At 35.7% G+C, this 22,028-nt stretch carries 18 protein-coding genes; 10 read left to right on the top strand and 8 right to left on the bottom strand.

Annotated elements, in window-relative coordinates:
- Positions 1–70 precede the first annotated feature (70 nt).
- A complete protein-coding gene (locus tag CG11_RS02555; protein WP_052592803.1) occupies positions 71–1,537 on the top strand; it encodes a hypothetical protein in 1,467 nt (488 codons plus the stop codon).
- Positions 1,538–1,556: 19 nt separating this feature from the next.
- On the opposite strand, the gene CG11_RS02550 is transcribed toward CG11_RS02555, so the two are convergent.
- The 6 genes from CG11_RS02550 to CG11_RS02525 form a co-directional block, all read right to left on the bottom strand.
- Complete coding sequence (locus tag CG11_RS02550) at positions 1,557–3,116, bottom strand: FAD-dependent oxidoreductase (protein WP_197043767.1); 1,560 nt, start codon at positions 3,114–3,116, stop codon at positions 1,557–1,559.
- Complete coding sequence (locus CG11_RS02545) at positions 3,082–4,167, bottom strand: hypothetical protein (protein ID WP_052592798.1); 1,086 nt, start codon at positions 4,165–4,167, stop codon at positions 3,082–3,084. The genes CG11_RS02550 and CG11_RS02545 overlap by 35 nt, the downstream gene beginning before the upstream one ends.
- Before the next feature lie 2 nt (positions 4,168–4,169).
- Complete coding sequence (locus CG11_RS02540; protein ID WP_052592796.1) at positions 4,170–5,726, bottom strand: polyamine aminopropyltransferase; 1,557 nt, start codon at positions 5,724–5,726, stop codon at positions 4,170–4,172.
- 21 nt (positions 5,727–5,747) lie between these two features.
- Entirely contained in the window at positions 5,748–6,608 is an 861-nt protein-coding gene (locus tag CG11_RS02535) for a DUF350 domain-containing protein (RefSeq protein ID WP_052592794.1), read from the bottom strand.
- Between the two features lie 138 nt (positions 6,609–6,746).
- Positions 6,747–7,445, bottom strand: a complete 699-nt coding sequence (locus CG11_RS02530) for a hypothetical protein (RefSeq protein WP_156039634.1) — start codon at positions 7,443–7,445, stop codon at positions 6,747–6,749.
- Between the two features lie 18 nt (positions 7,446–7,463).
- On the bottom strand, positions 7,464–8,006 hold the full coding sequence (locus CG11_RS02525) for a DUF4178 domain-containing protein (protein ID WP_052592791.1): 543 nt from the start codon (positions 8,004–8,006) through the stop codon (positions 7,464–7,466).
- A 174-nt stretch (positions 8,007–8,180) separates the two neighbouring features.
- Here CG11_RS02525 and CG11_RS02520 point away from each other — a divergent pair, with 174 nt between their 5' ends.
- Both CG11_RS02520 and CG11_RS02515 read left to right on the top strand, forming a co-directional pair.
- On the top strand, positions 8,181–8,966 hold the full coding sequence (locus CG11_RS02520; RefSeq protein WP_052592789.1) for a hypothetical protein: 786 nt from the start codon (positions 8,181–8,183) through the stop codon (positions 8,964–8,966).
- Between the two features lie 58 nt (positions 8,967–9,024).
- The gene (locus CG11_RS02515; RefSeq protein ID WP_052593014.1) at positions 9,025–9,828 is read left to right on the top strand and encodes an alpha/beta hydrolase; all 804 of its coding nucleotides are present in this window, start codon (positions 9,025–9,027) and stop codon (positions 9,826–9,828) included.
- Positions 9,829–9,906: 78 nt separating this feature from the next.
- On the opposite strand, the gene CG11_RS02510 is transcribed toward CG11_RS02515, so the two are convergent.
- Entirely contained in the window at positions 9,907–10,128 is a 222-nt protein-coding gene (locus tag CG11_RS02510) for an alkylphosphonate utilization protein (protein WP_072010986.1), read from the bottom strand.
- A 313-nt stretch (positions 10,129–10,441) separates the two neighbouring features.
- A complete protein-coding gene (locus tag CG11_RS02505) occupies positions 10,442–11,980 on the bottom strand; it encodes a hypothetical protein (protein WP_052592785.1) in 1,539 nt (512 codons plus the stop codon).
- Between the two features lie 235 nt (positions 11,981–12,215).
- Between CG11_RS02505 and CG11_RS02500 the strand changes: the two genes are divergently transcribed.
- The 7 genes from CG11_RS02500 to CG11_RS02470 all read left to right on the top strand — a co-directional run bounded on the left by CG11_RS02500 (position 12,216) and on the right by CG11_RS02470 (position 21,866).
- Positions 12,216–14,315 (top strand): T9SS type A sorting domain-containing protein, encoded by a 2,100-nt coding sequence (locus CG11_RS02500; RefSeq protein WP_052592782.1) that lies wholly within the window; start codon positions 12,216–12,218, stop codon positions 14,313–14,315.
- A gap of 130 nt (positions 14,316–14,445) precedes the next feature.
- Positions 14,446–15,198, top strand: a complete 753-nt coding sequence (murI, locus tag CG11_RS02495; protein ID WP_052592780.1) for a glutamate racemase — start codon at positions 14,446–14,448, stop codon at positions 15,196–15,198.
- A 3-nt stretch (positions 15,199–15,201) separates the two neighbouring features.
- Entirely contained in the window at positions 15,202–16,812 is a 1,611-nt protein-coding gene (locus CG11_RS02490; RefSeq protein WP_052592778.1) for a M14 family metallopeptidase, read from the top strand.
- A gap of 85 nt (positions 16,813–16,897) precedes the next feature.
- Positions 16,898–17,344: a hypothetical protein gene (locus tag CG11_RS02485; protein ID WP_052592776.1), complete on the top strand. Its 447-nt coding sequence runs from the start codon at positions 16,898–16,900 to the stop codon at positions 17,342–17,344.
- Between the two features lie 342 nt (positions 17,345–17,686).
- Positions 17,687–19,540, top strand: coding sequence for a histidine kinase dimerization/phosphoacceptor domain -containing protein (locus CG11_RS02480; protein ID WP_052592774.1), 1,854 nt, complete (start codon positions 17,687–17,689; stop codon positions 19,538–19,540).
- 368 nt (positions 19,541–19,908) lie between these two features.
- Positions 19,909–20,760 carry an HTH domain-containing protein gene (locus CG11_RS02475; protein WP_197043766.1) on the top strand — a complete coding sequence of 284 codons (852 nt, stop codon included), beginning with the start codon at positions 19,909–19,911 and terminating at the stop codon, positions 20,758–20,760.
- A gap of 143 nt (positions 20,761–20,903) precedes the next feature.
- Entirely contained in the window at positions 20,904–21,866 is a 963-nt protein-coding gene (locus CG11_RS02470; RefSeq protein ID WP_052592771.1) for a hypothetical protein, read from the top strand.
- Positions 21,867–22,028: the final 162 nt, after the last annotated feature.

Genomic DNA, 22,028 nt, shown 5'->3' with positions numbered 1-22,028 from the left:
ACAAAAACGTAGAAAATAATCTTATTCATAGGCATTATCGTGCATTAAAAATGTTTAACAAAGGAGAGCAATGCATCAAAACAATTCTAACCAAACACTACGATACTTCATTATACTAGTTATTATAATTGATTTAATAGCCAGTTATTTTTGTTTTCTCCAAACACCACTATTAGGAGACTTAGCCAATATGGTTCTTCCATCAGAAGAATATGCCCCTGTTTTGTCTGACCCTTTAGGCTTCAAAATGCTATCTAGTGGAGAAACACATACTGGTCCCAATCGTTTCTTTTTGCATTGGTTTTCATACCTTTACTTTAATCATTTTCCTTTATTTTTACAAAATTTCATTCATCCAGTTGATAGTGTTTATGTCTCTTGTGCTATCCACAAATTATTCACTCACATTGGGATTACGTATATTTTAACTAGTTGGGTGACTCCCAGAATACCTTTTTTCCACGAAAGATTTTTATTTATTTTTGCTTTACTTGGCTCCCTGTCTTTGGCTTCTCCTTATGGCTTCCTATTTCCAATGAGAGTCATAGACCAATCCATTATCTATACCTTTGCCTATGCTTTTTCTTTGTTAGCCTTGCTAGCCTATATGCACCCCTTTGTTAAAATGTATTGTCAAACGCGTCCCCTTGAATTCAAATGGTGGGAACACCTCCTTTTAATAACGTTATCTTTTGTTGTTATTTTTAATGGTCCAATCAACGCTCCTACCGCTATCTTAATTAGTTCTTTAGCCTTATTGGGTTTGTGGTGGCATAATTTTAAGCAACAACCTGGGTACGGTGTCACTCAATTTGTCAAAGCTATCTCATTAATTCCACGCCCTATTTTATTTCATTTTGGATGGATCATCTTACTGGGGCTATACTCGTTTTACTTAGGAACATTTAACACTGAGAATCCAACAGCACTTCCTAGTGTCTTAGAGCGATTTGATTTGTTAGCTGCGGGCATCTTTAAGATTTTATTTTTAGTAAAAACAACACCTCTGACCATTGTAATATTGACAACCATTGCCCTCTATTTTTTACACCGTTATCACCCATCGGATGCCTTAAAAAAGCTGCTAACGATTGCAAAATACATTATAATCTTCATTCTCATTTACACCGTATTGCTTCCTTTTGGCGGTTATCGAGGCTACCGCAATTTAATCATCCGATTTGACACGATGCTTCCGATTACATTTGGACTTTTTATTCTATTAGGAGCTACTGCTAATTTATTGCTCCAATCACTTTCCAAATCTTCTGCTCAAAAACTTAAAACAGCCATTCTAGCCGTTGTTACATTGGTTACTATAATCGATTCCTTGTCCCTTTATCCTGTTCGTAATAGTTGTGAACGAAGCACCTTATTTCAACTATCAGAGGCTACCGAGGAACCTGTTTTAATTCCTGATTGCAGCATCTTATCTTGGGAACCAATTCCTCCTCATCAATACATATCTCCACAGTCCAAAATGTTGCATCGTTGGAACATTACTCAAAAGCCTTTGATTTATTACCATCCAAATTAAAGAATTTGAGCACCTTACACTACCCTTTTAACAAACGAGCAGCTTGCAAGCCAGAATTAGCGGCTTCAAAAAACAAAGGCAAGTGCCCAGCATCGACTCCAGCATAGGCAATTCCTGTATCCCTAGCATTGGCATTATGGTTTTGAAGCAAAAAGTGAGGTTTTGGAATCGGCATGGCATGTCCCATTGCTTTTATGTAAACTTTTTCAATATCCTGTCGAATCGACTGTTGCAGCACCTCTTCTATAGCAACAATACTTTGTTCTACCAACGAGGGAGCTATTTGTTCTATGTTTAATAACTCCTTTCGTTGTTCCGTTGGCAAACAATAATAAGCTGTTAAAGTTCTTCTAGTCGTCAAGGGTTGGTACTGTGCCCCCGAATCGACAAAGCCCATAAAAGCTTGTTCTCCTGAAAGGTATTCATTCTGCCAATAAACAGGCGTTGTAACGGCTTTATTCAGCACAATATTGACAACAATCCAAGGGGCATATGTTGTCTGTTGAAACAAAGGATAAGCTTCTGGGTAGATGTATTTTAAAGCGTGTTTGTGTGCTGCATAGACAATCTTTGAAGTTTTGATGGTGACAATCTTTTTTTGTTTGACATCTATAACGTTCACACTAAAGCCTGTTGAGGAACGCTCTATTTGCTTTACCAAGCGATTGGTTAATAAGCGTTCTTGTGGAATTTTTCGAATAAATTGTTGAGCAAAATAAGCATTGCCTTGCGGTGGGGAAAAAAGTTCTGGATTCCCATCAAAATACGATCGACAGGTATAATAATGTACTCCAGCCAACGCAGAAACAACCTCAGAAGTAGCTCCCCAATCATCTAACATAGCATAATCTATGGCTTGCACAAAAGCATCATCTAAGGTAAGATGCTGTTCCAAAAACTCCTTGAAAGTAAGTTGGTTTAAATAATGAAACTCTCTTGATATGGAAGTGGTAGGCATGGGCATCTGACCAACAAAAGGACGCAATAAGGCTTCAAAACTTTCTTTGAGCTTTCCTTCTGGCAATACATCTGCCCTAAAAATACCTTGATCAAAGCTTTGACTTGCTTTCTTGGGTTGAATCAGGAATTGTTTGTCTACAAAAACCCATTCTTCTTTTTGGTAATTATAATCAATAATATCCAAGTCAAATAAAGCCTCCAACAAGTCTTTTCCATAATACTTTGGATAAGCCAAGTCATAATGTGCACCTTGAGAAAAGTATTGATCTTGGTGCGTATTGGCGGAAGAGCTTCCTCCCAAATAATCCGATAATTCACAGAGTAAAAAGTCTTCGTTCTTTAATTCATAAGCGGCACTCAACCCTGCAATACCTCCTCCAACTATCAAATAAGAAGTTTCTAAGGTTTCTCCTTGAGGATAATCCTTGCTTTCCCAAAGCAAATGTCCGACTCCTGCATCGGATAAAATTTCAATATCAAAATCATTTTCAGTCGTTCCTTGCGTCCAATCATTCAAAAACTTAACCAAGATAGGGCTTAATGCCAAAGCTCCAAATTTTACAAACTCACGTCGATTCATACTGCTATTTTGATCCATTTTTAAATATCTGTCTGACATAGGGGTTTGACTCGTTTGATTTCCAAATAAACCCATCAATGATATAGTGGGTCAATTGTGGCAATGCTAAACAACCAATACCAATAGCTTGGGCTAAAGGACTTTGCAACAAGTCAAATGGGTAAGCAATGACAGCACCAAAAAAGTATCCTCGATCTCCATAAATAAGCATATCCCAAAAATACTCTTCTAGCCAGCCCAAGAAAAAAACGACAGGCAAAATAGCCGCAGCCACTCGATATGCTGTTGTTAATCCATCTCCTTTTATTCCTTTTTTTTGGTATTGATAATAAATTATCAAGGTCAAATAAGGTATGCCATGTGCAACCACATTGGTAACGGTAAATGCCAAATCTGAATTAAAATAGACAATTCCCACATACCAATTAATAGCCGTTGTCAACATCCATAGAATTTTTCCTGTATTGACTTTGTGAGAACGTTGCCATTCTTCGACCGTCCAAGCTATGATAATCAACCAATACAAAATGTTTAAAGGTTGAAAAAAAAGCACCCAAAATCGAGAAGAAATATCAAATAAAGACCGAAGGTTAATAAAATCATTTGTTACAAACCAACTAAAATAAAGTCCTTCGGCAAAATGCCAATAAACAACAGGGTACAGTGTTGCTAAGTACAACACCCATTTATCTTGAAAGATTTTTTTGATTCCAAAATCTTGTGCCTTCATCTTATACAATGCCAAAAATCCGTATTGTTGCTTTACAAAATGAAACAAAGCCAAGTAAGCCAATAATCGCCAAAACCAAAAGGTGGAAATAAAAGCAATCGTTGCAACAACAACAAAACTAATTAAGGGAGCCACCATCAACAACGTTTTGTGTTCTCTAAATTCTTCTTTGTCTAAATAGGTTCTAAAAATGGTGCTCCACACATGTCCCACATCAATACACAAAACAAATAGCACCCAAACCCAAAGTGGAATATCTGCTTGCAAATATTCTGAAGGCAAATTAAATAACACCATCCAACACAACCATATAGGGAGGTATAAGGCTGCTAAATCTATATGTTTGGAGAACAACCACATAATTAAAAATAATACGACCAGTTCCCTTCTGCATAGGTACGATACAAAACAGGATTATGAATGGTATTTACTTCCAAATCTGCCGTATCTACCTTTACCAAATCCCTTCCAAAAGAAGTCATCATTAACATACTTTCTTGGTTAATCCATCGAACATCAATTCCCTCAAACGTCAGCGTTTGTAGTTCTTTTTTTATAGCTTCCGAAGGCGGTTCTTTCATGGCAATCACCCAACCCCATTCTCCAAACGTATAAATATGGTTGTGGATAGGGACAACATTCATACCAGCTGCTTTGATTGTTTTTTCGATGGTTCTAAATGCTTTGGTGGTATAATAAGGGCTGGCAGCTTGAGTAATAAATACACCGTTGGGGCGTAATCTTTTTTTGCAAATTTGATAAAACTCTCGGGTATATAGTCGATTGACTTCTACACTTTTGGGATCAGGAAAATCGGCAATAATAACATCATAGAAAGCCTTGGTAGACTCTACATAATTAAAGGCATCCGCATTGATCACTTCCAACTTAGGTGAAAAATAAGCCGATTGATTCAGCTGCTTGAAGATAGGGTGATTCTTTCCAATCTCCGTCATTTCTGGATCCAAATCAACCAACACAATACGTTCAACATCTTTGTATTTTAATACCTCTCGTATGGCACAGCCATCCCCTGCTCCCATAATTAAGATATTTTTGTGCGACTTTGCCAATTGCATCGCTGGGTGCACCAATGGTTCGTGGTACATCCATTCATCAAAGGTACTTAGTTGTTTGCCTGTATTGAGGTACAACCAATAATCTCCTTGCCACTGGGTAACAGTAATTTTTTGATAAGGCGTTTGTTGGGTAAAGACTACTTTTTCTCGATAACGACTCTGTTCTCCAAACAAGACAATTGGCTCGGCTAGAAATAGTCCAATGGCTAAGATGGCACCAGTAATCGCAAAGCCGAATTGCAACCGCCCTTTTTTTTCGATAATAATGACTCTTCTTAGATAATAAAACAACAACAAAGCAACAAAGAAGTTGACTCCTCCAACAACAAAGGGCGTGTACGTTAAACCCAAGTAACGAATACCAATAAACGCAAAAAACAAGCCTCCAAATAAGCTGCCATAATAGTCTTTTTCCATTACACCAGAAATATTGGTACGCAATGGTTTGTAATCTTGATTGATTCGAGTTACCAAGGGAATTTCCATCCCAATCAACAGACCAATCACAATTGCCATTAAATACATGACCAACCAAATACTAGTAGTATAAGGCATAATTAGGTATGTAATAAGGGCACAAAGAGAGATTAAGATAGAAAGAATTAACTCTATAACTATAAATGTCTCTAATAGATTTTTCTTAAAATTTTGGCTAAAACGACTGCCCAGTCCCATTGAAAACAACATTAGAGAAAGTACGATCGTCCACTGAAAAACCGAGTCGCCCAAAAAGTAAGTTGCCAACGTTGCTAATACATACTCTGCTACAATTCCAGACAGACCTGTTGCAAAAAGTGCGGTCATTAATATCAAAGAATGTCCCTTTTTCCGATCCTCCATTTTACTTCTATCAGCGATACCCTACAATGAAATAATAATTAATACAGAAGCACTAACATAAGCGAATGCTTCTACCAAGCCGACACCAAAATTAGGTTTTTCTTGATGAACCAATTCATCTGTAATACTTCTCTTAGGCAATAAAAGTTTGTCTGTCAAAAAACGAAAAACAGGAAACGCAATCATTGCGACTACGAGTTGGATGCCTATTGCAACAGCAGATTCTGCCCAATCGCTGTGCTCCGATTCTATTGCATAGCGTATAATATTAGCCATTCCAACCAAAAAACCTGCTAAAGCAACAGCAACAGCCGCATTGCCTGCATAGATTTTTGAAAACACATCATAGGGCATGATTTTATTGTAAACCATTGCCATAAAAATCACTAAAATTTGTGCCACCAACCAAAAAACTAAGGCAACAAAAATATGTTCCGACTCTACTGTTAGTACTCCATAAATAATTAAACCATTGGCAATAGAATTAGCAGATTCTACAATTCCAACAGCAACTGTTCCCTTTTCGACAATGCTTTTTTTCAATTCTAAGCCACCAAAAATAATTCTGTCGTTGATAATAATCGCTATATTCAACAGGACAATGGCTCCCAAACCAAATCCCATTGTAATTCCTATATCATGTATTAACGAATCGTGTTTGATACCAGACATAGAGCCACATATTGCCAACAACAATCCTACAAAATACCCCACATGAGTGACTGCAAATGCTAGATTATCTTTATCCACCATTTCTGCATCAACATCTACTCCTTTGTGTAGCAATTGATACAACAACTTTCCACTCAAAAATAAGAGAAACCCTACCAACATATAAATAAAAGGTTCTCCCCAATAACTGACTTCTAGATATTCTTTCATTTTTAATTCAATTTAACCTTAGTACTTTGGCAAAAATTACATAAAATCACTTCGTGGGAACCACACAATAATGTTTATTGACATTCCATTTAAACACCTTTGATAAGATAAAAGTACGCTTCCCAAGACAACGAGCAACTACTTTCCATATCCTCCTCCCCCTCTAGACCATCGTTTGTTATAAGTATTCGTACGATAGTGGTTGCTATACGTTCCATACCTACGCCGTCCTCCAGAGGTAATAATTCCGTAGTAAATAAATCCTCGATTGTAATAATTTCTAGCCTCTTTGTGGTCTTTTTGATAAATCTTACCTGCTGGAAGTTGTAGCAATTCTCGAATATTGGTGTATTTAGGATAAAAATACCAAAAATTAGTCGCCACATTGGCACCATTGTTAGACAACGAATCAGGCTGGCTTGTACCATCTCCCCAATAACCGTATCTAGGATTTCCGATGTAGTTGGTATAACCAGGTGGTCCTATTGTTCGAGCAATTTTTCCAGTACTATCTTTAGCCGCCATTTCCATACCTAAATTATTTTCATTCTGCTGAAAATAACTAGAAGGCACATTGTACCATTTGGTATCCTTGCCAACCACCTTACCATTTTCTTCTTTAATAACCCGATAACGATGTTTGTACGTCTTAGAAAAAACACCCTCTTGATCCATATCAAAGAGCAATATGGTGAACATTGGCTCCATCGACTCTTGTTCGATCAATAATCGAACGGGGTCTTCGGTTATATCAGCATTATTACAACTAAAGGGCAAGAGGTTTAAAAACAGAGAAACCAACATAAATAAGAACAAGATTCCACATCCTTTTCTCATACCACTCTTACGTGACCTTCAAGTACTCGCTAAGATATTTGAAATTTCATGTTCTTTAAGGTACTCTCCAACATAACACTCTATCGAATTATCTTCCCATTTGGAAACATAAATAAACTTCGTATTGGCTGCATTAACATACTCCCAACTAGAAAAATTAGCCCAATCTTGTATCGCATCATCAGCAAACTGTCCTTTGGCAGACTCTTTCAACGAATACGTTTCTCCATTCCAAGTAATCCGTGTTAAAGGTTGCCCCATAGCAACACTAGAACGCAAACCGCTATCTATGTTATTAATATTCGCTTCTCTACTAAGTCCTAATAACAAACTATTGCTATCCGACACGTTCAAGAATCTTGTTTCTGAGCTTGATCTAATTTTATATTCTTTGGATGAATACCCTTTGTAGCGGTAAGTATAAGAAGCCAAAACCTCCCAACTTTCCATATTGTAATCCAGAAGAAACCCTGTTCCCAAATCATGCACACTGTAGTCAACTTTTATAGGCTCTTCTTCCTCTTTTTTTGTTTTAAATAAATTAAAAAACCAATCGAACATAGTTTTTAAAGATTTATAGTAAATAATCGTTCTTAAGAATTGATACTCGTAAATTGTATGATGTAAAATACAACAATACAATCATTTTAATAGAATTTTTGTTCCTTTGATTTTATAAAAATTATAAATTTACTATTGGCATCTCTATTCGCTAAATTGAAATATCATACCACTATGAAACGCATCCACCTATTTGAGTTTGAAGACTTTCACTGGTTTCCTAATTTTTTGAGAATGAGCATGACTCGTTACATCCTCACCATGCATCGATTGTTGGGATCGGCAGATGATGTAGCGCAACTACTTGCTCCTGTTTTAAAAAGAACGAATACGCATCAAATTATAGACCTATGTTCAGGTGCTGGAGGACCAATGGAAGAGGTTAAACAAGTTTTAGAAACTCAATATGATTTTTCTAACTTGTCCTTAACTTTGACAGACCTCTACCCCAATACAGAAGTTGCAGCCCAAATTAATGCGCAAAAAGACCCGAACCTTAGTTACCTAACCGAGCCTGTAGATGCAACCAATGTTTCAAAAGGGAAAGAAGGTCTTCGCACCATGGTTTGTAGTATGCATCATATGCGTCCCGAAACAGCACAAAACATTCTTCGTGCTGCACAACAGGATCGACAGCCAATTTGTATTTATGAGATTAGTGACAATAGCCTGCCGTTTATTCTTTGGTGGTTAGCCATCCCTACAAGTTTCTTAATGGTCTTTTTTCTTACGCCATTTGTTCGACCTCTCAGTTTTCGACAAATCATTTTTACTTATTTAATTCCTTTACTTCCCATTTTTATTGCTTGGGATGGCGCCGTTTCTAACGCTAGAACCTACACCCTAGCCGATTGGGATGAAATTTTGGCACAATTACCTTCTGATAATTATACATGGAAAAAGGGCATTATAAAAGGAAAAGCAGGGAATAAAATGTATCTAATTGGTGAACCTATTTAAAACACTTCTGCCAAAGACATCTAAAGCGCTACAAAACGACAAAAATAATAACGCTTCTATGAAATCACTCAAAAAGTTTATCAAAGCTACTTTAAAAACCCTTCTATTTTTATACCTAGTGATTTGTATTGGGTTGTATTTTTTTCAAGAAAAATTAATTTTCTTTCCTCGCCAGTTGCCTTCAAATTTTGAATTTTCTTTTCAACGTCCTTTTGAAGAAGTTCAAATTCCAGTTGATCCACCTGAGCAATTAAACGGGCTTTGGTTCAAACAAGACTCTTCTAAAGGACTCATCTTTTATTTGCATGGCAATGCAGGTGCCTTAAATGGCTGGGGGCGAATCGCTCCAATTTATTTGAATTTAGGCTATGATATTTTTCTATTAGATTATCGGGGTTTTGGTAAGAGTACAGGAAGCATTTACAGTGAGGCACAATTTTTTGGAGATGCCCAAAAAGCCTATGATTGGGCGAAGCAACAATATCCTTCAGAAAAAATTACCATCATAGGCTATTCCATTGGTACAGGAGTTGCTGCCTACTTGGCAGCTAACAACGAAGCACAACAATTAATTTTAAAAGCACCTTACTACAGTTTAGTAGACATGATGCAAACATACTATGCCTTTATCCCTACCTTTTTGCTGAAATATCGCTTTGAAACATACCGCTATTTGCCACAAATAACTGTTCCGATTAGCATTTTTCATGGAGACCAAGACCAAGTAATTCCCTTTAACTCATCCGTACGTCTCCAAAAACTTTTAAAACCTACCGACCAGTTTATTGCCCTCCCAAAAGCGGGGCACAATGGTATGAATTATCATCCTCAATACATCAATTTCCTAAAAACATTGCTCTAATAATTGCCCCTTTGGCTGTGTTAAAAGATCATTTGCGACCTATTGCATTTTAGAGATACTTAGTCTTGATACAAACAATTATTTCTTTTTCAAAAACTCCGTTTTCAAGACAATTGTCTTTTTCCCTATTCGACACTCTACAGCATTATCATCTCCTGTTAGACGGATTCCCTTAATAACCGTTCCACGTTTTAAGTTTAGCGAAGCCCCTTTAACCTTCAAATCTTTAATAGGCATCACAGCATCTCCATCTCTCAAAACATTTCCATTGCTATCTCTTACATTTGCCTCATCATCCAGTTCATCAGCCGATTCTTGCTGTTTTTTACCTTGATTTTTATAATCATAATCGTAGTTGTAATCATAATCGTAGTCATAATCAAACTCTTCTTCGTTCTTATTTTTTCCCATTTTGCTTCTATTCTTTTTTAGTCTAAGTATTTTTTGAACGATTACTTATTATAATACTCCGTAAGCAGCTCCTTTGTGCTACTACGTTGTTTCAACCTAGCAATATTATTACCTATTATCAATTGTTTTGTCTAATAATTGGAATCATTCTTGGACTGCTAAAGATACTCTTATTCTAGCATAGAATTATCTTTTCTTCACTTTATTTTTGCGCTGCTTTCTCTCCTAAGCTTCTTTCTAAGACCTCTTCTAATGGAAGCTGCTTGGCTTTGCTTTCCACCCAAGCGACATAATTAAAGTGTTGCAGCAATTCTAATTCTTCTTTAGGTGCACTAGCAATATACTCTTCTAACTTAACCAAATACTTTTGAAATACTTTTGCCAGTTCTTCTTTTGAAACAACTTTCATCCCAGCTTTTAGCAAATTTAAGATAATACGCTCTACACCATACAAATCTTTCTTGCCCAACAAATTTCGGTACACAGAACGCAAGGTATATGGTAGCAACAATACTTCATCCTGTTCATACAAACAGATAAGTTTTAGTAGCAAAATAGCCGTTCTAAAAATAGGAATTCTCTGGATTTTCTCCAATTTTTCAATAGCAACCAACGCCTTATCATAAGCCCCTTTTACAACGTAAATATGAGCAGAATAGTGCAACAACAAATGTGCTTGTACATACATATTAGTTACATGTTCATTCTGAGCAACAAACTCTTCTGCTAGTTCTGCATACTCCAACCCTTTTTCATAATTTAACTGTCCAATACTAGTCTTTAGCAAGGCATTGTATTTAATGCTCGTCAACAAAACATGAACCGTAGACGCTTTGTTTTCTTTAATACACGCATCTATTTTTTCAATAACAAATGGTATATCTTCCCAATTCTCTGTCTCTATGGCATCTATAATAAAATTATTAATAGTAGTAATGTATGAAAATGGTGTTTGCTTTTCTAGCAAAGGGTATTCCTCATGCAATTCCATGCATTTTTTCATTTCATAAAATCCCTTTAGATAAGCTCCTTGTTGTCCGTATAATAGATTTTTTAAAGACAAGAAAGACCACTTTGCCATTGGACTTTTAGCCAAATCCAAAGAACAAAAGATATCTTTATTTAAAATGACTTCATTGCCATCCTTCATTCTAAGATAACGCCCTTTATTCATTTTGTTGCTCATAACATCTACGCGAATCTTATTGTAAAACAGTAGATTGCTAGCGACATCTATTGCCCATTGATTATTTTCTTCATAATTAATCGGCTCACTTTCCAAGACACGATGATGTACAATATGCCCCATCCTCATTTCCCAATCCGCAATAAAAGGAAGCAGTGTTGGATAACTTCCCTCGTAGACCAAATATTTTGTTTTCATCAACAGTTTATAGGCATCTTCATAAATTCCTTTTTTATAAAGCAAAAAAATCTGTTGTAGGTTATTTAAAATTTCAAACTCAGCATCTTGTTGATAGTAATTTTGTAGGACTCGGAGGATGTAGTTGTACAAGTAATTTTTGACGCGACTCCACTGTTTGACAATTGTCGTGTTTTTTAGTTTTTTCTTTAATTTTTCTTCGTCATATACTTCCTGTTTTTCGATTGCATTCAACAGTTTAGCATGGTTGCTTTTTGTTTCTCCTGATTTGTTTATGAATTGTTTTAAATATCTTTTTTCGCTGGTACTTAGAGAGTTTATGAGTTCTAATAAATTGCTTTTGGGTGTAATTGACATGGCAACTAATCTTTTAAAAATCAATTATTTATTTCAATTCTAATTCAATTAGGGATGTAAAGAAACAATAAATATTGGTTATATAAAATATCAAATCAATTATATTTTTGTAGATAAGAAATGGGGTTATCAACAATATACATATAATAGTACTTTCTCTATTATAATAACGTAACGAACTCTTTTTTTGTCTAAAAATTCCATTATTTTATTTTTTAATTAAAACCTGATAAATATGAAATTTAATTTTTTAATTGCATTCTTTAGTGCTTGCTTTTTGACAATTGGTAGTGTATCTGCTCAAGTTGAAATCGATTTTTCTTTTAAGATTTGGAGAAACTCTGTCACTCCTGCTAACTACCTAGGTACATTTAACGGCTCAACAGATAATGCTACTCAAATTATTACTACCAGTCCAATCACTCAACAAGTTTGTCCTGGAGACCAATTAATTATACAACAATTTTGTTACAAAAATGGCAGTCAACATAATTTCGATGGTAGTGTTCCTGGTTCAAAAGGGCAAATTTCTATTGGCGGCAGCAATACATTTGGGGCTTCTGTAACACTAATTGCAGATATCTGCCCTTCTGGTGGCGGATCAGGTTGCTCTACCTCACCAGTACACTTTCCTACATGGTCTTGGGGATCATCCATTACTATAACAGTTCCTCCTGTAAACTACACCACTCCTTATTTGGTATTTTCTTCTAGTATTATCGGAAATAGTGTTCACCCATACAACTGTGGAATTCGTACGGCTTTTGTTCCACTTAATTTAGCACCAAGTACATCTGTAGCTGATCAAACTATTTGCCCTGGCGATGCCGTTACAATTCCTACGGCTAGTGGTTTTACCTATAGCAATTGGAGTCCTAGCAATCCCAATATAACTGCTCCAACAGTAACCACAAACTATACTGTAGACATCACACATACAACAGGTTGTACAACAACAGATGCTTTCACGATTAGAGTTAGTAATCCTGATGTAGAGTTATCTATGCCCAACCAATTGTGTTACAACCAAAGTACTCAGTTCACGCAAAATGATTACGATGCACTGTATGGCAATTCTACAACTCCTTTATCACTGACAGTCAACGGTGCTGTTATATTTGATGCCAATGCTAATGTGTTTAATTTCCCTTATCTTCTAGATGGTCCTACAACAGGTGCAGGAACCTACACATTTGAATATACCTACTCTAAAAATGGTCTTACCTGTACCAAGACTTATGAGATGATTATTCATCCAGAAATTGTCCTAAATATGCAAAGTGCTTATGCATTCTGTAATAGCAATTTCCAACCCATCTTTGCTACCTCTGGTGGTATTGTAGGACAACCTGGCATTACCTACATCTGGACACAATTTGGCGTTCCATTTTCTGTAGGAACAGGACCTTACTTTACGCCTTCATCTTATGGGACCTACACAGTAAGAGCTTATGATGAGTTTGGCTGTGAAGTTAGACACACGTTTACAGTATACGATCCAGGAGTTGGCATCAAGCACCCTGCTAATATTACCTACTGTTCTTTAACAGAGCGTGGCCCTAGTTACGTTGGTTGGCATAGCGATCCATTTGGACCAATTCGCTATAGCTTCGACTGGACTTATACGGACGAAAACGGAACAACCGTTTCTATTGCCAACTCAGGTCCAGGCTATCAAGTTCCTTACCTTGGACCAGGTACCTACACAGCTGTTGTGAATGCCAATGGATGTACAGAAACCATTAGCATCACCGTAACTGACTTATTGCAAGTTTACAACAACCACGGTAATGCAGCCTTTAGCTTTACGCCTTTGTTTGGAAATCAGGTTTCTTGCCAACCCAATGTTAGCATGTCTGGAGTCAATGATATATGGACAGTTGTTGATGAATTTGGAACTACCATTTCTACGGCTCCTTATGGTTCTGGTATTCGCTTCTCTTATACAACTGGGGTTGAATATACAGTTACATTAAGAAGAGAGTCTCCTAGTCACTGTCAAGTGTTTGTTAATCAATTTACTTGGTTGGACAACTTTAGAAAAGTAAGACGTGAGCAGGTTTCTAACGATAACAACAGCTTGAATTTTGAACCAACAAGTGTTGAAACCTTCCCCAATCCAACAACAGGCTTGGTTAATGTTCAGCTAAAAAATGCTGAAACTTCGGAAACGAGCATTCAAGTTCTCAATACATTGGGGCAAATTGTAATAGAAAAACAAGTTCAAGATACGAATACCATCGAAATTGACTTGAGTAAAGAAATCAGTGGTATGTATATCCTTCACATTGTTAACGGAAGTACTCAATTGACAGAAAAAATTATCAAAGAATAATTCCTCTCCAAGAACAAAAACTCATGAAATGTGGAATTTGCCCCAAGTAGCTTTCGCTACTTGGGGCTTTTTTGTACTTTTACTAATACAAAATAGAACATTAAATATTTTTAAATAGGCAAAGTAATACATGAAGAAATTGGCATTTTTTGATTCTGGGTTGGGTGGCTTAACGGTATTGCACGAAGCTTTAAAGCAAATGCCAAACGAGCAGTATATCTATTTTGCAGATTCTGATAATGCGCCTTATGGCATTCAGTCTACTGCTGCGATCAAAACCTTGGTATTTGATGCCGTTGAATTTTTAATGCAACAAGATCTTAAAGCTTTAGTTTTGGCCTGCAATACGGCCACTAGTGTTGTTGTCAAGGATTTGCGCCAACAATATACCATTCCAATCATAGGCATGGAACCAGCTGTCAAACCTGCCATCGAATTGGCCAAACATAAAAAAACACTGATTTGTGCAACAAAAAAAACCTTGGCAGAAAACAAACTTCAGTTGCTCATCGAAAATCTAAATGCTACCGACAAGGTCAAACGTCTTTCACTTCAAGGTTTGGTCACTTTTGCCGAAAACTTTAATTTTAATGGCATTGAGGTTGTTCACTACCTCAACCATTCTTTTCAAAACATCAACTGGGAAGAGTTTGACTCCATTGTATTAGGTTGCACTCATTTTATCTATTTCAAACCAATCATCCAAACGCTTATTCCTTCGCACATTCGTATATTGGATGGCAATGAAGGCACCATCAACCATTTGCGCAGTAAAATTTCTTTAGCCACCACGATGACTACTTTTCCTATAGAGTTTTTTACATCCAAAAAAGCAATGCCAGCTTCACATTTTGCTCCTTGTTTTGACTTACTCAATCAATAACTTATGAAAGTTTTTTTAACAACTCTCCTATTTCTTTTTTTTAGCCTAGAAATAGCAGCTCAATTACCTTTTGAATTGCTCACGACACCTGAAAAAACAGCTTTTGAGAAAACATCTACCTCTGAGGAAGTGGTTGCCTTTGTTGAAGCCATTCAAAAAAGAAGCGATCAAGTCCATACAGAAGTTTTGCTGATAAGCGATAGCGGTCGGTCAGTTCCATTGGTCGTCATGGCTAATCCTGCTGTTAGGACACCAGAAGAAGCAAAAGCCTCTGGAAAACCAATTATCTATTTTCAAGGTAATATTCATGGTGGAGAGGTAGAAGGCAAGGAAGCATTGATGATTTTAATGAGAGAAATCTTATTCGGTGACAAAGCCTATTTGCTCAATAATCAAATTGTTATTTTTGTTCCTAATTATAATCCAGATGGCAATAACAAACTTTCTTCTGAACATCGAAAATCTCAAGAGCATTGTCCTCATCTAGCGGGAAGCCGGCGTAGTGGTGGGGATTGGGATTTGAATCGAGATGGAATAAAAATGGACGCGGTAGAAACCAAAGGATTGATGAAAAATTTAATTCTAAAATGGGACCCTGATGTTTTTGTCGATATGCACACAACCAATGGGGTTTGGCATGGCAATGAACTAACCTATGCGCATAGTTATCATTACGCAGGTCATCCTGCTACCTCTGATTATACTAAGGATGTCATGTTGCCTAAAATCAAAAAAAATGTCCTAGATAAATACGATTTGCATTTTGATATCTATGGCGGTTATTCATTGGCGGAAGGTTGGCCTCCTAAAAAATTCTACACCTATAATCACCACCCTCGTTATCTGGTCAATCAGTTCGGTTTGCGTAACAAAATGGCCATTCTTAGTGAAACATTTGCACATGACAAATTTTATCATCGTATTAATTCTGCTCATAAGTTTGCCTTAGAAATACTTGAATATACTAGTTTGCATGGACGACAAATTATGACCATTAATAAAAAAAGCGCCACTGAAACCATCCATAAAATAAAAACCCAAGCAGGTACTTACAAAAATGGCGTTCGTTTTAAGATGGTACCAACAACAAAGCCGTTTCAGTTGAGAACTTATGAATACCTTCCTTATACCGATAGTACAGGAAAAACAAAATACGCACGTACTGCTAATAGAATTGATGTTCCTAATGTTACCAATTATAGCGCTTTTGAAGCCACTGTTACTTCTACTGTTCCTAGAGGTTATATTCTCCCTGCCGAATTAAAAAACATTGTAGAGCATTTGCGAGCACATGGTATCGTAGTAGAAGAACTGACACAAAAAACTAGCTTTTCTGGTGAAGTTTTTACGATTGAACAATTAGATGTAAATAAAAAACCTTTTGAACGACATAATATGGTCACTTTAAAAGGAAACTTTGCGCCTGCGAATAAATCGTTCCCAAAAGGTTCTTATAAAGTTGACCTTGCTCAACCTTTGGCCAACTTAATTTTTTACTTATTAGAGCCTCAATCTGACGATGGTTTGGTTACTTGGAATTTCTTTGACAAAGTGCTTTACCAACTTGGCGTAAATAATCAACCGATAGAGTATCCTGTTTTCAAATATTGGTAATCTACAATCCTCCAAGAAGTGTCCCCCTTTGCCTTGCACAAAAACTTTAGTAATTGTTTTCCACCTAAAAACTAAAATATAACACATGATTAACTTACCACAAAAAATCCAAGAGAATTTATTGCCCAATCAAATTCCTAATATTACCAATTGGTGGGATGAATTAAGTTTGGAAGAACAGCAAATTATATCCGTTCTATATAATGAAACAGACTTGGAAGAAGGTGTTTCAATAGAGCTTTGTGGGGAATTTATAGACGAAGAGGATGATTTTGAAAATGAGTTTTGGACGATTGGTGGTTTGTACCAATACTTGGTTAATCATGAGATTTATTTAAAAGACTTTTCCATTCATGTTGGAGGAGTTTGTTCTGCGCATCAACAAGCTATAACAGTAGGTCAAAAGGGAATAATTCCAGCTCACTTTCATTGTCCTCTTCAAAACAAAGCTTGTCCAATGCTACAACTTTTAAAGTTTTCACCTAATCAATCTTTCAAACTATCCGCAAAGCTAACCAAACATATAGTCTAATAGTTCTTGCGTTGTAAACACAAATTGCTATTCTCTGTTACAATAGTTCGTTGAAACCACGAAGTAGCAGCGCAGCTAACTACTACTGTTAAAAAAGTTGATCTATTTAACGTTACAACACGATTACTTCTTTTTTAGGCAAGATACTTGTACCTAATTAAGCGGTATATCCTCATTATAAATAGACTATTTTAGTAAAAAACCTAATAACAACAGTCATCTCCACTGCGACTAGATGGATGCTGCTTGTTTTTTGGGGGAATAATTACTTCTATACATTCTTTTTTTTGTAAATTTACTGGAATAACTTGTCCTATGTTACCATCTTATAACTCCCTATAAATGAATCACTATAAAGTCTGTATCATTCTTTTTTGTTGCCTATACAATGTTATTGGTACAGCACAAACTTTGTCCAAATCATTAGACTTGCTGTTTGACAAAGGCAAATTGTTGTATGAACAACAAAAGTATGCAGAGGCCACAGAAACATTTAATCAGTTAATTGATAAAGGTGTCGCACAAAAGAACAATCATTTACTTACAAAGATTTATTACAAGTTAGGAGTCTTTTACGACAACAAAAAAAATCACAATAAGTCATTAGATTGTTTATTTAAGGGGACTAATATTATTAAAAATAAATTGAATCGAACTCGATCCAATATTATTATTTCGGGCATTGACTCTAACGAAAAAAAACACTCCTATCCTCCACAAGAAGCTGAAATAATTGCCAACTTATACAATAGAATTGGTGGTGTTTATTTTAATCAAGAAGCGTATATCAAAGCCGAAAAATACTGGGAGATTGCTCGTGAAATTGCAGAAAACAATCAACAAATTAAGCCTCTTTCTAGTATTCTAAACAATTTGGGAGAGATAAAGCGGCTTCAAGGAGATTGGCAAAATGCCTTGCCTTTTTACAAAAAAGCACTTGACATAAAAATGTCTATCCAAGATTCGTTGGGAATGATTATCAATCTATCTAATATTGGAGCAATCTATACTCTATTAAATCAGAATGATTCTGCTAAATTATTTTACGATCAAAGTTATCACATAGCGCAAATAACAAACAATCCTAAAATGCTTATGTTGTGCTACACCAACTATGCTAGTTATAACAAATCAAAAAATAAGGTACATGAAGCTGCTCTATGGAGCAAAAAAAACATAACTATCGCTCAAGATTTAGGGGATTTAAATACCTTACTAGCCACCTATAAGCAATTAACAGAAATATATGAGCACCAGAATATTTTAGATTCCTGTTTGTTGTTCCAAAAAAAATGGATTACCCTAAGTAAAGTTATTAATCAACAGCAAAATGAAAAACTTGCTTTGGAGATTGAAGCAGAGTTTTTGATCAATGAGAAAGAAAATGAATTGGCTTACCTCAAAGATAAGAGTCGAGTAGAACAGCAAAACAATCAGCTCAAAGATTATTTTCAATGGGCTTCTATTCTTAGCTTATTTAGTGTGTTAATTTTCACCTTGATGATTCTCAGATTGAGGAATAAGAAAAATAAAGTGCTTGCTGATAGTTTAGCCCAAATCAATGAGAAAAACAAAGAAAAGGATTTATTACTCAAAGAAATCCATCACCGTGTTAAGAATAACCTTCAAGTAATTACGAGCCTACTCAGTCTTCAAAGCCATAGTATTGTTGACCCTACCACCAAAGAGCTTTTTAGTCAAAGTCAACATAGAATTAATTCTATGGCAATGATTCATGAAATGCTGTATCAATCTAACGATTTGTCTAAAATTAATTATAAAAGTTACTTAGATCAATTGGTAGAAAAACTGGTATCCTCCTTTAAAGGCATCAACCATCAAGTAAAAATAGATCTTGATGTTCCTGAATTGTTTCTAAACATAGACACGGCTATTCCCTTAGGATTGTTAATTACAGAAATCATTACCAATGCTCTTAAATACGGAATGCCAGATGCTCAAACAGGTCAATTAACTCTAAAAATGCAAATTTTAGATGCTCCTAACTTTCTATTGGAAATTGGTGATAATGGTCCAGGTTATACAGGGGATTTTAATTCTCAAAAGCAAAAATCTTTGGGGCTTCGTCTAATTCAGCAATTAGCGATACAATTAAATGGAAGCATTCAAAAAGATATGGAAAAGTCTGGAACATACTACATTCTTCGATTTCAAGAAATTGATACCATCTCTTAAAATCTTTCCAAACAACGAGTTCCGCAACTCCAAGAAGACCATTTTCTAAATGCTTGAATTGATCTGTCAACGCTTGTATCATTAGGCAAAAACCACCTTATTAAGTCTTAAATGCTTGAAAAATAGCTGATTTTATCAAAAAAACAAAACATAAACGTTATATTTAATAATACTCCGTTAGTTCGTTCGCTTTGTCACTTGCTGCGCTGCTACCACTTGGTCTCAATGGAGTAATGATTTAACTAATCATCAAATATTATAACTATTTATTCAAGTAATATTCCCAAAGTTCCTACGCTAAAAAGAGCTGTTTTGATGGCATGGTTCCTTTAGGACACTTACTTATTATATCGACCTATCTTCTTCTTATGACGTATTTAGAACTAGCTTATAGAGTACTAGAGGAGACCCAACGTTTGTTATGGGTAGATGATATATGGCGTATTGCTAAAGAAAAGGGTTACATTAAAGAACTAGAGCAACATTATGAAAACGAAGAAGATAATATCAATTTTTTGGATAATGTTTTGTATAAAAAAGTTGGTCAAAACAAACTGCGACTTTTAGAAGAAAAAGGGCTGTATTACTTAGTTGACGTCAATAACTTAGCTGCTCAAATTGAAACGGCTTTATATGGCTCCAGCATTAGTAGTTATCAAGAAATTCTCACTCACAAAAAAGTAAAGCATTTTAGTCCATCTACTCGAGGGTTTGATGGCATGGTTTTGTTCTTTCTTCTAGCCGTTGGCTTTCCTGTTAGTCTGTATATTAGTACTAGCTTTTATGATGGTTCCTATTTAGATCCTATTTTTATTGGCGGAACAGTTGCTTTAATGATTTGTTTTGCCATAATTGTTTTGGTGTATTTGCAATTAACCAACTGTGATTTTTATATTCATCCAGATAAAATTGAAATTTACAGAACTTTTTTTCCAAAAAATAAAGTTGTTTCAATTTTAATAAAAGACTTGGTCAAGATTGAGGCATGGGGATTGGGAACCGAAAGCCAAATTAATAGTGATTTTAAAAGTTTGGTATTTACCTATCAAAATAATGGAACAACCTATGTCAAAAAGATTCGATGCCATGGTTACATCAATCCTAGTGCGTCTTACGATCCTTTTTCTATTGTCATTCGAAATTTTGAAAGCTTTGCTACTTTAAGAGTATTTTTACAAGAAATTTGCGCCATTCAAAATATCCCCTATCAAGAAAAATAAGGCTGGCTTTCCCTGAATGCTTACAATTAGATAGACATTATTTTTATCCTGCAATTACTTTTACTCTCTTCCTTTGCAAAAACATAAAATCCTGTTAATTTTAGGAAAGGGAAAAATAACATTATTCAGCAAAATTTCAATCAATGAAAATAAAATTTGTCTTTTTAATGCACCTGTTTAGCTTTCAAATCTTATGTGCTCAAAATATGGCTGGACGATGGGAAGGTTATTTGGATCATAGTGAAGGGGCTTCTTCTAAGGATGGTTATAAGGAATATTGGGAACGAGGCGTATGGAAAGAAGGTACCAATACGCATAATGTGCAATTAACATTGGTTTTCGACAAGAAAAAAAACCGTTATACAGGCGAATACTACATAGAAGAAGCTTCTAAAAAAACACATTTTGCTCGTTTTGCAGTTCGTGCAACAGCAAGCAACAAAGGAATTAATTACAAAGCTGATGCTAAAATATTTGAAACTAAAAACAGTCGAAATCGTGGATTTTGTTTTAGTGAGGCTCAGTTAACTTGGTCGGAAGATAAAAAATACGAATACTTACAAGGAGTTTGGACAAGTTGGGATGATAAAAAGAAAACATGTGCCCCTGCACATATTTGGGTACGCCGAAAGAAAAGATTTAGTAGTCCTCCTGTACCCGTTCTTGCTACCGTAGAAAAAATAGATACGGTGGTAGAAATGAATATTGTTGCTACCAAGACAACAACTAGTACTTCTCCCAAGGAACCTTTAGTCGCTAAACCTGCTTATAGTAATAGAAAGCAGATTGTGAAAGAAACCATTCATGTTCCTAAAGATTCTATATGGGTTCAAGTTTGGGACTCTAATCGAGAAGATGGTGATATTATTTCTCTAGAATTTAATGGTCAAATTCTCCTCAAAGAGCATACACTAACACGTAATAAAAAAGGATTTCGAGTGCCATTATTGCCTGGTGTCAATACACTAACTTTGATTGCTCACAACTTAGGAGAAATTCCTCCCAATACCGCAGCGATAGAAGTAGAACGGAAAGAGGGGCATAAATTGATTGTTCTAGAATCGGATATGGATACTAGTGAGTCCATTCAAATTATAAAAGAATAACATCAACTTGCTACTTCCAATTGCTACACAGTTAATTATTCACACTACTCTCTAGAAAATAAAAACTGATAATCAATCAAACGTAAGTTTTTTTATAGCTTACAAGTATTCTAATAATGACAGTTGGCTAGGTTGCTGCTGCTAAATAAATAAAATGATTTT

Source organism: Aureispira sp. CCB-QB1 (assembly GCF_000724545.1).
Taxonomy (GTDB): domain Bacteria; phylum Bacteroidota; class Bacteroidia; order Chitinophagales; family Saprospiraceae; genus Aureispira.
Note: the sequence above shows the minus strand (reverse complement) of the source record. Positions and strands in the feature narration are given on the sequence as shown.

What these genes read in the sequence shown, in the direction of transcription:
- CG11_RS02555 (WP_052592803.1), top strand. Translation starts at nt 71, where the DNA reads ATGCATCAAAACAATTCTAACCAAACACTACGATACTTCATTATACTA.
- CG11_RS02550 (WP_197043767.1), bottom strand. Translation starts at nt 3,116, where the DNA reads ATGTCAGACAGATATTTAAAAATGGATCAAAATAGCAGTATGAATCGA.
- CG11_RS02545 (WP_052592798.1), bottom strand. Translation starts at nt 4,167, where the DNA reads ATGTGGTTGTTCTCCAAACATATAGATTTAGCAGCCTTATACCTCCCT.
- CG11_RS02540 (WP_052592796.1), bottom strand. Translation starts at nt 5,726, where the DNA reads ATGGAGGATCGGAAAAAGGGACATTCTTTGATATTAATGACCGCACTT.
- CG11_RS02535 (WP_052592794.1), bottom strand. Translation starts at nt 6,608, where the DNA reads ATGAAAGAATATCTAGAAGTCAGTTATTGGGGAGAACCTTTTATTTAT.
- CG11_RS02530 (WP_156039634.1), bottom strand. Translation starts at nt 7,445, where the DNA reads ATGAGAAAAGGATGTGGAATCTTGTTCTTATTTATGTTGGTTTCTCTG.
- CG11_RS02525 (WP_052592791.1), bottom strand. Translation starts at nt 8,006, where the DNA reads ATGTTCGATTGGTTTTTTAATTTATTTAAAACAAAAAAAGAGGAAGAA.
- CG11_RS02520 (WP_052592789.1), top strand. Translation starts at nt 8,181, where the DNA reads ATGAAACGCATCCACCTATTTGAGTTTGAAGACTTTCACTGGTTTCCT.
- CG11_RS02515 (WP_052593014.1), top strand. Translation starts at nt 9,025, where the DNA reads ATGAAATCACTCAAAAAGTTTATCAAAGCTACTTTAAAAACCCTTCTA.
- CG11_RS02505 (WP_052592785.1), bottom strand. Translation starts at nt 11,980, where the DNA reads ATGTCAATTACACCCAAAAGCAATTTATTAGAACTCATAAACTCTCTA.
- CG11_RS02500 (WP_052592782.1), top strand. Translation starts at nt 12,216, where the DNA reads ATGAAATTTAATTTTTTAATTGCATTCTTTAGTGCTTGCTTTTTGACA.
- murI (WP_052592780.1), top strand. Translation starts at nt 14,446, where the DNA reads ATGAAGAAATTGGCATTTTTTGATTCTGGGTTGGGTGGCTTAACGGTA.
- CG11_RS02490 (WP_052592778.1), top strand. Translation starts at nt 15,202, where the DNA reads ATGAAAGTTTTTTTAACAACTCTCCTATTTCTTTTTTTTAGCCTAGAA.
- CG11_RS02485 (WP_052592776.1), top strand. Translation starts at nt 16,898, where the DNA reads ATGATTAACTTACCACAAAAAATCCAAGAGAATTTATTGCCCAATCAA.
- CG11_RS02480 (WP_052592774.1), top strand. Translation starts at nt 17,687, where the DNA reads ATGAATCACTATAAAGTCTGTATCATTCTTTTTTGTTGCCTATACAAT.
- CG11_RS02475 (WP_197043766.1), top strand. Translation starts at nt 19,909, where the DNA reads ATGACGTATTTAGAACTAGCTTATAGAGTACTAGAGGAGACCCAACGT.
- CG11_RS02470 (WP_052592771.1), top strand. Translation starts at nt 20,904, where the DNA reads ATGAAAATAAAATTTGTCTTTTTAATGCACCTGTTTAGCTTTCAAATC.